Source organism: Pseudomonas sp. B414 (assembly GCF_055408445.1).
Window position 1 is genome coordinate 49100 of record NZ_JBUZTQ010000029.1, and the last position, 11540, is coordinate 60639.

The following is an 11540-nucleotide window of genomic DNA, read 5'->3' on the forward strand; positions in this document are numbered from 1 at the left end:
TGTCGCATTTGTTGTCGTAAATAAGCAGCCAATTCCTCGGTTTTTATCGATGTTTATCCGTATTTATGGCGGGCGCTCTTCAGAAATGGGCGGTTTTATGCTCTACAGCCGCTGCCAGAACGCATCGGCCTGCGGGTTACGGTTGTCCCGCCAGCGCACCAGGATCACTTCCAGATGGTCGGACTCCATATCGGGATACAGCCGCACCAGTTCTTTGCTCTCGATCAGCGGTGCCACCATGCTGTGGGGCATGCAGGCCACGCCCTGACCGCTGGCAACCATTGGCTTGAGGGCTTCTGAAACTGTCGCCTCAAACACTTGCAGCAGCCGATGAGGCTGCGGGTGGCGGTTGATCTGGGTACGCGACAGTTCATGCAACTGCGCACTGCGTGAATAGCTGAGCAGCGGGATCGGCGCGTCGGTCTGTGTGCAATGCGCGGCCAGTGCCGGAGTCGCCACCCAGTACAGCTCGTCATGACCCAGGGACTTGACCTCGAATTCACTTTGCCGCGAGTAAGGCGCGGTTTTGGTATCGCGGTAGAACAGGATGAAGTCGCAACGGCCCGACATTAGCGCCATGTAGTAATCATCGGTGCTGCGATAGCCGGTATCGATACGGGTAAACAGCGGCGCTTGCGGGCTGTTCAACTGGCTGATCCAGCCCGGGAAGAAGTTGCAGGCCAGGGTGTGCAGCGAGGCGAAGGTCAGCGGTCGGTTGAGCACCTTGACGCTTTGTTCGCAGTCGCGGGCCATGCGCACCAGTTCCACGGCATTGGGCAGTAGGGCTTCACCGGCGGCAGTCAGGCGCACCGGGTTGCGTTCGCGGTCGATCAGGGTCGCCCCCAGATGGGCTTCAAGCAATTGGATGCGTCGGCTTAACGCCGATTGCGAAGAGCCGCGCATGCTGGCTGCCGCCGTGAACTTGCCGGTATCAGCCAGGGCGAGAAAGTCTTCATACCAGTCGATATTCATAGGGTTATTCCAATATTCGATAGCGTGTCCAGCATAGTGGATCAATCGCCGCTATCCGGCCCATGTCTCTGTCTTTATTGTGCCCACAAGCGCCACCTGCCGTTGGATTGTGGTTGACAGGCATAACAAGAAGAATTCTGAAGGAACAATCATATGCACAAATTGAATAGGGTGAAGCTTTTACTTGGAGCGCCACTGTTGGCGCTGCTGGTGACCGGCACCCAGACCGCTCAGGCAGGTGTGCTGGATAAGGTCAAAGCCCACGGCAGCGTGCGTTGCGGTGTGGCAGGTGACAAGCCGGGTTTTTCGCTGATCGATGACAAGGGCCGCTGGACCGGTATGGACGTGGACTTGTGTCGCGCCGTGGCCGCTGCGGTGCTGGGGGATGCGGACAAGGTCGAGTACCTGACCACCACCGCGAAAAACCGTTTTACCGCCCTGGCCTCCGGGGAAATCGACATCCTGTCGCGGGCCGCCTCCTGGACTGCTGAACGCATAGCCAACCTGGGCGTGGACTTCACCACTGTGTGGTTTTACGACGGCCAGGGTTTTATGACCCACGCTGCAGATGGCATCCAGAAACTCACGGATCTGGATGGCGCCACTTTTTGCCTGTCGCCGGGCACCACCTCCGAGCAGAATCTGGAAGATTACTTCGGTCGCCGTGGCCTGACCTATAAAACCGTGGTTATCGAGAAAAGCCCCGAACTGTACGCCGCCTTCCAGCGCGGACGTTGCAATGCCATATCCAATGACTCTTCCGGTCTGGCGGCGCGCCTGGCGCTGATGAACAACCCCAAGGACTACGCACTGCTGCCGGAAGTGATTTCCAAGGAGCCGCTGGGTGCCTTCGTGGCTCAGGGTGACACCGTGTGGCGCAATATCGTGACCTGGACCGCCTATGCCCTGATGACGGGCGAAGAGTTGGGCGTGACCTCGGACAACGTCGACGAACTGCGCGGCAATAAAACCGCCTCGACCGATATCGCCCGTTTGCTCGGCACCGAGGGCACCATCGGCAAGTCGTTTGGGCTGGACAGTGACTGGGCCTATCGCGCCCTTAAACAGGTCGGCAACTACGCGCAAATCTATGACCGTAACCTCGGCCAGCAGACGGCATTGAACATTCCGCGCGGGCTGAACCGCAGTTGGAAGGACCACGGCCTGATGTACGCACCGCCGATCCGTTAAGGGGATTACTGTCATGTCGACCTATCGTTCGCCCAATGTGCGTCTGTCCAGTGTCTTGCAGCAGGGGCTGGTTCTGGCGCTGGTTGCTGCGGTGTTTTATCTGCTGGCCAGCAACGCCTCGCTGAACCTGAAGAACCTCAATATCGCTTCGGGATTCGGATTTTTGTCCCAGCGCGCTGGCTATGACATCAGCTTTTCGCTGATCGACTACACCCCGGACGCCACCTATGCCCGGGCCTATCTGGTGGGTTTGCTCAACACCTTGCTGGTGTCAGTGCTGAGCATAGTGCTGGCCACCTTGCTGGGGGGCGCCCTGGGCATGGCCCGGGTCTCCGATAACTGGTTGATCAAGCGCCTGAGCGGCACTTGCATCGAGTTTCTGCGCAATGTGCCGCTGGTGGTGCATCTGGTCTGGTGGTACGGCCTGGTGCTGGCGCTGCCCGGGGTCAAGCATTCGGCATCGTTGTTTGGCGTGGTGTTTTTGAACAACAACGGTCTCAATCTGCCGTGGCTTGAGCAAGGCGGCCAGGTCGGCTGGGGCTTGGCCCTGATGATGCTGGGTACGTTGCTGGCCTATGTGTTTTGTCGGCTCAAGGAGGCCCGTTCACCATGGCGCGGCTTTGCTTCCCGACGCTGGCCTGCGCTGTTGGCCGGGGCGGTGTTGTTGCCGATGCTGGTGTACGTCTTGAGTGGTGCCCATTTGCAATGGGAAGTGCCGGTGCAGCGCGGTTTCGGCTTCAAAGGCGGGATTACCCTGGTGCCGGAGATGCTTGCCTTGTGCCTGGCCCTGTCGTTCTACAGCGCCAGTTACATCGCTGAAATCGTTCGCGGTGCCATTGAGTCGGTGCATCGCGGCCAGTACGAAGCCGCCCGGGCGCTGGGCTTCAAGCCCGGTACGAGCATGCGCCAATTGATCGTGCCACAGGCGATCTACCCGATGATTCCGCAAATCACCAACACTTACCTGAATATCGTCAAGAACTCCTCCCTGGGGGTGGTAATCGGTTTTATGGAACTGGTGTCGTCCACCGGTGGCACCACCCTGAACCAGACCGGCCAGGCGATTGAATGCATCGCGCTGGTGATGGGCACCTACTGCCTGATCAGCCTGGTGATCTCTCTGGGGATGAATATCTACAACCACCGTATCGGCCAGAGGGGGCACTGAACATGACCGCAATGAATCAAGCACTGCCTGTGCCGCTGGCACCCCCGCGTTTGCCCTGGTCCGAGCGGGCCGTGAACTGGGCCCGCAGCCAACTGTTCCCCAGTGTTGGCCACAGCCTGTTGACCCTCGGCGTGATAGCGCTGCTGTGCTGGTGCGTGCCCGCCGCGCTTAACTGGCTGGTGTTCGACGCGACCTTTGTCGGCGACAGCGCCAGGGACTGCAACCCCAATGGTGCATGCTGGCTGCCGATTACCCAGCGCTGGAACCTGTTTGTCTATGGCTTCTATCCGCAGGCCGAACAATGGCGGGTGAGCCTGTCGCTGGTGCTGGCGGGAGCGGCTTTTGTCCTGCTGTTTTTCAAGCGTCTGGACCGGCGCCTGTTGCTGGCGTACCTGGCCTTGCTGCCGATCGTGATGTGGTGGTTGCTCAAGGGCGGGGCAGGGTTGCCGGAGGTGTCTTCAACCAAGTTCGCCGGGATGCTGGTCACGGTGTTTCTGGGCACTGCCGGGATGATTTTTGCCTTGCCGCTGGGGATTCTGCTGGCGCTCGGGCGTCGCTCGAAACTGCCAGTGGTGCGCATGCTCTGCGTGCTCTATATCGAACTGGTGCGTTCGGTGCCGGTGATCTCGCTACTGTTTATGGCTTCGCTGATGATCCAGCTGTTTCTGCCGCCGGATTCGGCATTCGACATCCTGGTGCGGGTGCAACTGGTGCTGATCCTGTTTACCGCTGCCTATATGGCCGAGACCTTGCGCGGCGGCTTGCAGAACCTGCCCAAGGGTCAGTACGAAGCGGCGATGGCATTGGGTTTCGGTTACTGGAAAACCATGGGCCAGATCATCCTGCCGCAAGTACTCAAGCAGTCGATTGCACCCTTGCTCACACAATTTATCGGCCTGTTCAAGGAAACCACCCTGGTGATGATTGTCGGTGTGCTGGACATCGTCGGTATCGCCATGAGCACCGCCGTTGCGCCTGAGTGGGTTGAGTACGGCCACGAAATCTACGTCTTCCTGGCGATCTATTTCTTCGTCATCTGTTTTGCACTGTCGCGCTATGCCCGACATCTTGAACAACGAATGGAGCAAAGCCGCGCATGATCATCAAACCCAAGGCTGATGCCGCCGCGATGGTGCGTATCGAACAATTGAACAAGTGGTTCGGCAATGCCCATGTGCTGAAAAACATCTCACTGAATATTCACGCTGGCGAGAAGGTGGTGATCTGCGGGCCTTCCGGTTCGGGCAAATCGACCCTGATCCGTTGCATAAATCAGCTGGAACAGCACCAGCAGGGCCTGGTTGAGGTGCTGGGTGAAGAACTCAATGGCAACCTCAAGGGCCTGGAGAGGATCCGCCGGCAGGTGGGTATGTGTTTTCAGCACTTCAACCTGTTCCCGCACCTGACGGTGCTGAAAAACTGCACCTTGCCGCAAACCTCCAATCTGGGCGTGCCGGAGGCTGAAGCCATCGAGCGTGCGCTGGGTCTGCTGGACAAGGTCAAGATGCGCGACCATGCCAACAAGTTTCCCTCGCAGTTGTCCGGTGGTCAGCAGCAACGAATAGCCATTGCCCGGGCCTTGTGCATGCAGCCCAAGGTCATGCTGTTCGACGAGCCGACTTCGGCGCTGGACCCGGAAATGATCGCCGAAGTGCTGGACGTCATGACCAGCCTGGCCCAGGAAGGCATGACCATGATCTGCGTGACCCACGAAATGGGCTTTGCCCGCAAGGTGGCGGACCGCATCGTGTTTATGGATCAGGGCGAGATCGTCGAAGAGGCACCGCCGGAGCGGTTTTTCTCGGCTCCGGAATCACCCCGAACCCAACGTTTTTTAAGCCAGATAATCAATCACGGAGTGCATGCACAATGACCCCTTCAATTGCGATGGCCCTGCATGGTGGTGCCGGTGTACTGATGCCGGGCATGCTCACCGAGGCCGACGAACAGGCCATTCACCAAGCCTTGCTGCAGGCTCTCAAGGCCGGTGTGGCAGTGCTGGAGCGGGGCGGCAACAGCCTGGACGCGGTGCAGGCCAGCGTGGTCGAACTGGAAGAATGCCCCTGGTTCAACGCCGGCAAGGGCGCGGTGTTTACCCATACCGGCAACCATGAACTGGACGCCGCGATCATGAACGGCGCCAACCTCGAAGCCGGTGCCGTGGCCGGAGTGCATCATGTGCGCAACCCGATTTGCGGTGCACGGGCGGTACTGGAGCACAGCGAACACGTCCTGTTGGCAGGCGCGGGGGCGGATCTGTTCCTGTCCGAGCAGCCCGGTCTGGAGCACGTCAGCAACGACTGGTACGACACCCCCTTGCGACGTCGCCAATGGGCTGCCCAGCAGCAACAGCCGGAAACCGTGTTGCTGGAGCCAGGCGGCATCGAGAAAAAATTCGGCACCGTGGGTGCTGTGGCGCTGGACCAACAGGGGCATGTGGCAGCTGCCACTTCCACGGGCGGCATTACCAACAAACGCTATGGCCGCGTGGGCGACTCGCCGTTGATTGGCTCCGGCACCTGGGCCGATGACCGCAGCGCTGCCATCTCGGCCACCGGCCACGGCGAGTTCTTTATGCGCACCGTGGTGGCCCACAATATTGCATCGCGTATTCGCCTGGTTGGCTCCAGCCTGCAAGATGCCTGCGAACAGGTGGTGCAGGGGGAACTCAAGGAGCTGGGAGGCAATGGTGGCGTGGTAGCAGTGTCACCTTGCGGCGAGACCGTACTGAGTTTTAACACCCCGGGCATGTACCGCGCCTGGCGCGATACCGGGGGCGGTTTGCACACCGCGATCTATGCCGAGGATGACCGCCTGCATCCTGCTTGAGTTCATTGACCCGTGGGGCGGCAGGAGACTAGTCTCGAACTCCTTTCGCCTCATGGAATGAACCCATGGTCACCTGCTACCTGCGTTACGTGATAGACCCGTACCAACTGGCCGAATTCGAGGCCTATGCCAAAGTGTGGATCCCGCTGGTAGCGAAATTCGGCGGGCAGCACCACGGTTACTTCCTGCCCTCGGAAGGCGCCAACAACATCGCCCTGGCCATGTTTACCTTCCCCAGCCTCACGGAGTACGAAAACTACCGTGAGCGCTCAAAGACCGATGCCGAGTGCATGGCCGCATTCAAGCTGGCTGAAGACAACCGCTGCATCTTGAGCTACGAGCGCAGCTTTTTTCGGCCGGTGTTTGAGTAAGCCCTAGAGGTATTCATCCCGTGTAAAAGTTGCGGTGTGCAGCTTTTACCTTGTCATTTGCCAGACTTGTAGTCGCTGCCGAAGGCTGCGATCGATTGCGTAGTAATTATAAAGCTTGGGTGGCATGGTTTAGAGGGGCCTCTCTGGCCACAACTTCATGCTGCTTGACTCCGATTCGAGTATTGGATAAATCCCGCGGGCTAGTTAAACAGTGAATATTTTTTGAGTGCGCCTTTAGACGATGCCTGGGTATTGTATATGTTGTAGGATAATTCTAAGTTATTTTCGGCGTTTTCTGACTTTAGATAAGAGTGGTCCTGCGCTGTTTGTAAGAGAGATCTGAAAATTTGGTGTTTTATTTGCGTAATTTTTTTCTTGCTACTAGTGTTTATTTAAAGTCCTCTGTGATTGAGATTCATGCATCTACTGTGTGGCTTTAAGACAATAGTGGAATGGTTCGTGCTGTGTACGCAGTCGGCGGGAGGGTAGGATGATAAACGAAATCATTGAGTCATATTTTTCCGATGCCGTGATCGAATCAGCGAAGAGGTGTGCTCAAAGATTAATCCAAAGCTTGCCGGATCAAAGGGTAATAAGAAATAATCGTGTGCTTCTGGCTTATGGGGGAGGGAAAGATAGTAGTTATATGGTTGCTTGGGTTATATATATACGAAATATTGTTTTGTCAGAGCGAGGCGAAACCTTCAGATTGAGGATAATAACTAATCGCCATGCGGGTATGAATCACAAGGTTATGGAAAATATTGATAATGTATATCGTTCATTAGGCGTTTACGATGATGACTCGATCGAGTGCCTGATTGCCGATGGTTTGTTGATTCGACCTTTTGAACGTTATGTGGTGATGCCTGAAGTTGTCAGGCTTCAAAATCGTACAAATGTTCTGATGAGTGGGCACCGATTTCAAGCAGATGCACGGTCTACATTTTGTAATGCGTGTAACTTAAGTATGATGAATTCATTCGGCATGGCTGCACAGCTGAATGGGGGCGTTGATGTTATTGTTACGGGAGACTCATCAAAAGAGCAAGCGGCATACTTTGCCTGGGTGCGCCACCTGTCACGACTATTCACTACTGGAAAGCTTGATAAGGCTCGGGGTTTCTCTAGCTTTTTAAAAACACTTGATAGTGTAGCGAATGGCTATTTTGAAAGTATTTATGGGCCAGGCAATGTAACGTCAGAGCATCGAATTGCTTATGAACTAGTGGGTGATCCTGTATTTTTTAATATTTACCAGGATACTGCTTACGACTCAGGTGATCACTGGGAACTTTTAACTGAGTTTCTGGGTTTTGATTTTGATGAATTGATGTTCAGTTTTTCCGAGTCTGACTGTGGTAACCCTACACTCATGGCTCATATTCGGGGGTTACGGGCGGAGACGCTTTTAGGTCGTAGCTATAAGGAGGGAGTTCGAGAATACGCCAGCTTTGCAATAGGACTTATGAAACAGAAAGATTTCCCGCTTCACTTGATCTCCGAAATGGCAGCTCGCTACGAAAATGACACGGCAATAAATGAGCAACGTGCACGGGCAACAAAATTTGCAATAGATGCTTACGATCTATCAACGCAACAGTTGATATGTATGATTTATTCTCCGTTCACAGAAGGTGGGAAAAATCTTGAAGAGTATAGGGCTCAACAAAATTTTGCGCTGCCACTACCTGCTATTCATTGCTTGCTTCAAAGCAATGTTGACGGTTGCTCAATTTTGCAGGCAAAGTTAGAACAGATTTCAGGTTTGAGTTTGGAGCAACTTCGTCAACTCTATGGTAATTGCTTGGTAGCCTCCTTACTTGAATCTAAAGCTGATGACCCGTTGTCTAGGGTTTTACGATACGACCCCCATAAAGCTATAGTGCAAGTTAAAAATGATCGTTCACGATCAGGAAGTGTAGTAGAAGTTATCTCTGGTCGTTAGCGGGTGGTCAGTGAGTGATAGTAACTTAATTGTGAGCGTGTTGCTGGTTTGAATTGGTCAGCCTTATGGGTTCAAGGTTCGACAAGGTCTGCGGGTAGTTAAATCAAGCAGCTGGAGTAGATTCCAATGTGTAGGATGATTATTGCTTGTGGGGAATTTTCTGTAGCAGATGTCATAAAGGCTGCCCGTGCCATGGCTGCTGGTGAGATTATCAAACATGATGGCTCGATTAAGCAACATCCTGACGGATGGGGTTGTTTGTGGATAAGTAATGGCCAGGTTAGGGTACTGCACGGTGACGATAATTTTGTTGAAGCTTCTTCGAGGGTAAAAATTTTAGATGAAAATATTGAATTTTTAGCTGTGCATGTGCGTCATGCTACATTGAGCAAAAATATGGGAGTTCAATTTTCCCACCCTTTGCATCGAGAGAGTGGGGGTATTAGTTGGTATATGATGCACAATGGTTTCATGCCTACCGTCTATCATCATCTTGGTCTATCAGTTTCCAGTTTTGATTCGGCAGAATACCTTGAGTATATAGTTGGTGCGATAGAATCATTGGCAGGTATAAGTAAAGAGTGCTTGGTGAATAAGCTAGCGCAGCTTTCACCGGGTGGTAGTTCTGGTAATTTCTTTTTAATGACTCAATATAAAGCTTGGGTGTGGCAATGGTTTCCTGAACAGACTTCGTGTGCTGAGTATTTCACAATGAAGCACTATGCAGGCGATAAGGTTGAATATATTTCATCGGAAATTATTCCGTTCTTGGGTGGGGCGTCTGAATGGCGTGCTATGCAGAATGCTGAATTATATGAACTGGAACTAAGGGGGTGAGGTGTGAACGAACCTGCTAAAGTAAAAATAATTACCCCCGACATGTCGACAGAACCTACGTGGTTGGAGGATGTTATTTCAGCAAAAGTGCCCGTACTTGTGTTTCGGGGCTTTTTGCTACCGGCTATTAATCTGCGCTTGGTAAGTGATCTGAAACGTTGTGCTGAGTGGGTTCGTGTTTCGACATATTTAAATGCCACGCTTACTACTCTGGGGCCCTATCTGGCAAAATATACATCATGTCCTGACGAATATTTCAGGCAGGCATCAGTGATTCAGCCCTTGCTGCCTCAGTCCTTGGTCAGTATGAGGTGCAATATCTATCAGTTGGTAAAGCAATGGCTTCAACTAAAATCTTTGAAGACTGCTGTAGAGCCAGTATGGGGTGAGTATGCTGGTTCGGTTGTGAGATTTCATGCCAATGGTATAGCTAATCCTTTGCACAATGACAATATCTCGCGTGACGCTGTAGGCACTGAGTTAGTGGTCTCGAAAATAGTTCAACAACTTAGCTGTGTCGTATGTTTGCAAGAGTGTACCAGTGGTGGGGTTTTACGGGTTTTTAAGAAGAAATGGAGAGTTGAAGATGAGCGTTTCAAGTTTAAGTGTGAGCTGGGTTATTCAGGTGGCGTAGTTGAAGGTTATGGTTTTTACGAGTTTAGTCCGCAGGTCGGCGATGTTTATATCTTTAACCCTAACTTCTATCACGAAATTGACCGTGTCTGTGGCGCCACACGAGTCACGCTTGGTTTTTTTTTCGGCTTAACCGACCAATGTGCCCGACAGGCTATTGCTTGGAGTTGAGTGCGATTTTTGTAGACGGTTTATTCGGTTTTTTGTAGTTATTCTGCGGGGTGATTTTATGTCTGTGAAGGATATGTTTCTGGCCCTTTGTGTGGTCTTTATTTGGGGGGTTAATTTTGTTGTTATAAAAGTTGGGCTTCATGAAATGCCTCCTTTTCTCTTGGCGGGACTTAGGTTTTTGCTCGTTGCTTTTCCTGCGATTTTTTTTATAGGATTGCCTAAAATTCCTATAAGGTGGCTATTTGCGTATGGTTTGACTATAAGTTTTGGGCAGTTTTCTTTTTTGTTTCTCGCTATCAAATTGGGTATGCCTGCTGGTATCGCTTCTTTGGTTATTCAGAGTCAGGCTTTTTTCACAATATTTTTTGGCGTGCTCCTGCTTTCAGAGCGGTGCAAATGGAATCATATTGCAGGGGTTTTAGTCGCCTGTATAGGTATGTACCTGCTTGCAGGAGCGAGCATGAACACTCAAGGCAATGATTCTATTACTCTGGGGACTTTGCTTTTGACACTAGGTGCTGCTGTGTCGTGGGCGTTAGGCAATATAGCTAATAAAATCATACTGCGAAATAATCAAGTGTCAGGGATTGCTTTAGTTGTTTGGAGTTCTCTTGTGACCGTTGTGCCATTCTTCGTTTGTTCATGGGTGTTTGAGGGGGGGGCTCAAGTGCGAGAGAGTTTGCTAGGGGTTTCTGCCAAAACAGTGGGGTCATTAATATATCTCTCGTTTTTTGCTACTATATTGTGCTATGCCGCATGGGGGTATTTGTTGGGTCGTTACGAGACATGGCGAATCGCGCCACTATCTCTTCTGGTCCCAGTCGTAGGCATTGCGAGTGCGAAGTTATTATTAGATGAAATGCTGTCCGGCGAGCAAGTTCTCGGTGCGTTTATTGTAGTTTTAGGGTTGCTTTTAAATACGTTTGGCAGTCGTTTCTCCCTGGCGCGTTGGGTTCGGGGTTAAGTCATGTTATGGCTTGGATATTAAGTGTATAGGCTCTTGTGTGTGAAGAATAAAAAATATTTATATTCTAATTTGCCGGTCATTGAGTATTATTAATAGGTAATTCGATAATGGTAGTTGCCTCTCCTAAACCTCGAAAGAAAGTAATGATTTTATGTGCGGGTGACGCGAAAAGTATGCGTTTAGGTCTTTCTGATTTTAAGCTGTCCTCAAAATTTTGGCGTCAAGTTGAACGAATTATAAGCGAACTGCCCGAATCTGTGAAATTGACTTGGATAGGTCAAGAGGTAGAGTCATTTAATGGCTGCTCAATAATGTCTCCTGAGTATTGGCTGGTTCTGCGGGAGTGTATTATCAAGGGCGGTTGCAGGAGCTGAGTGCAACACGGTTATTGAATTGAAGCCGGAGCATCATGCCGCATAGCCAAGGCTTCCTGCATCACCTCTCCCATGACTT

The 11540-nt window shown here is 52.3% G+C and carries 11 protein-coding genes; 10 read left to right on the plus strand and 1 reads right to left on the minus strand.

The window, feature by feature from the left end:
- Window positions 1-102: 102 nt before the first annotated feature.
- Complete coding sequence (locus tag ACZRMH_RS20260; RefSeq protein WP_464014953.1) at window positions 103-972, minus strand: LysR family transcriptional regulator; 870 nt, start codon at window positions 970-972, stop codon at window positions 103-105.
- A gap of 153 nt (window positions 973-1125) precedes the next feature.
- On the opposite strand from ACZRMH_RS20260, the gene ACZRMH_RS20265 reads away from it, so the two are divergent.
- From ACZRMH_RS20265 to ACZRMH_RS20310, 10 genes are all read left to right on the plus strand, one after another.
- Entirely contained in the window at window positions 1126-2163 is a 1038-nt protein-coding gene (locus ACZRMH_RS20265; protein WP_464014954.1) for an amino acid ABC transporter substrate-binding protein, read from the plus strand.
- Between the two features lie 13 nt (window positions 2164-2176).
- On the plus strand, window positions 2177-3331 hold the full coding sequence (locus ACZRMH_RS20270; protein WP_464014955.1) for an amino acid ABC transporter permease: 1155 nt from the start codon (window positions 2177-2179) through the stop codon (window positions 3329-3331).
- 2 nt (window positions 3332-3333) lie between these two features.
- Window positions 3334-4431, plus strand: a complete 1098-nt coding sequence (locus tag ACZRMH_RS20275) for an amino acid ABC transporter permease (protein WP_464014956.1) — start codon at window positions 3334-3336, stop codon at window positions 4429-4431.
- Window positions 4428-5204, plus strand: coding sequence for an amino acid ABC transporter ATP-binding protein (locus tag ACZRMH_RS20280; protein WP_464014957.1), 777 nt, complete (start codon window positions 4428-4430; stop codon window positions 5202-5204). Before ACZRMH_RS20275 ends, ACZRMH_RS20280 begins: the two co-directional genes overlap by 4 nt.
- Window positions 5201-6160 carry an isoaspartyl peptidase/L-asparaginase family protein gene (locus tag ACZRMH_RS20285; protein ID WP_464014958.1) on the plus strand — a complete coding sequence of 320 codons (960 nt, stop codon included), beginning with the start codon at window positions 5201-5203 and terminating at the stop codon, window positions 6158-6160. Before ACZRMH_RS20280 ends, ACZRMH_RS20285 begins: the two co-directional genes overlap by 4 nt.
- A 65-nt stretch (window positions 6161-6225) precedes the next feature.
- A complete protein-coding gene (locus ACZRMH_RS20290) occupies window positions 6226-6531 on the plus strand; it encodes an NIPSNAP family protein (protein WP_464014959.1) in 306 nt (101 codons plus the stop codon).
- A 490-nt stretch (window positions 6532-7021) separates the two neighbouring features.
- Window positions 7022-8479: a hypothetical protein gene (locus ACZRMH_RS20295; protein WP_464014960.1), complete on the plus strand. Its 1458-nt coding sequence runs from the start codon at window positions 7022-7024 to the stop codon at window positions 8477-8479.
- Between the two features lie 126 nt (window positions 8480-8605).
- Window positions 8606-9316 carry a class II glutamine amidotransferase gene (locus ACZRMH_RS20300; RefSeq protein WP_464014961.1) on the plus strand — a complete coding sequence of 237 codons (711 nt, stop codon included), beginning with the start codon at window positions 8606-8608 and terminating at the stop codon, window positions 9314-9316.
- Between the two features lie 3 nt (window positions 9317-9319).
- Window positions 9320-10120 (plus strand): 2OG-Fe(II)-dependent halogenase WelO5 family protein, encoded by an 801-nt coding sequence (locus ACZRMH_RS20305; protein ID WP_464014962.1) that lies wholly within the window; start codon window positions 9320-9322, stop codon window positions 10118-10120.
- A gap of 58 nt (window positions 10121-10178) precedes the next feature.
- Complete coding sequence (locus ACZRMH_RS20310) at window positions 10179-11084, plus strand: EamA family transporter (RefSeq protein WP_464014963.1); 906 nt, start codon at window positions 10179-10181, stop codon at window positions 11082-11084.
- Window positions 11085-11540 lie beyond the last annotated feature (456 nt).

Excerpts from the sequence above, each read along its gene's own strand:
- ACZRMH_RS20260 (WP_464014953.1), bottom strand. The coding sequence starts at position 972 with ATGAATATCGACTGGTATGAAGACTTTCTCGCCCTGGCTGATACCGGC.
- ACZRMH_RS20265 (WP_464014954.1), top strand. The coding sequence starts at position 1,126 with ATGCACAAATTGAATAGGGTGAAGCTTTTACTTGGAGCGCCACTGTTG.
- ACZRMH_RS20270 (WP_464014955.1), top strand. The coding sequence starts at position 2,177 with ATGTCGACCTATCGTTCGCCCAATGTGCGTCTGTCCAGTGTCTTGCAG.
- ACZRMH_RS20275 (WP_464014956.1), top strand. The coding sequence starts at position 3,334 with ATGACCGCAATGAATCAAGCACTGCCTGTGCCGCTGGCACCCCCGCGT.
- ACZRMH_RS20280 (WP_464014957.1), top strand. The coding sequence starts at position 4,428 with ATGATCATCAAACCCAAGGCTGATGCCGCCGCGATGGTGCGTATCGAA.
- ACZRMH_RS20285 (WP_464014958.1), top strand. The coding sequence starts at position 5,201 with ATGACCCCTTCAATTGCGATGGCCCTGCATGGTGGTGCCGGTGTACTG.
- ACZRMH_RS20290 (WP_464014959.1), top strand. The coding sequence starts at position 6,226 with ATGGTCACCTGCTACCTGCGTTACGTGATAGACCCGTACCAACTGGCC.
- ACZRMH_RS20295 (WP_464014960.1), top strand. The coding sequence starts at position 7,022 with ATGATAAACGAAATCATTGAGTCATATTTTTCCGATGCCGTGATCGAA.
- ACZRMH_RS20300 (WP_464014961.1), top strand. The coding sequence starts at position 8,606 with ATGTGTAGGATGATTATTGCTTGTGGGGAATTTTCTGTAGCAGATGTC.
- ACZRMH_RS20310 (WP_464014963.1), top strand. The coding sequence starts at position 10,179 with ATGTCTGTGAAGGATATGTTTCTGGCCCTTTGTGTGGTCTTTATTTGG.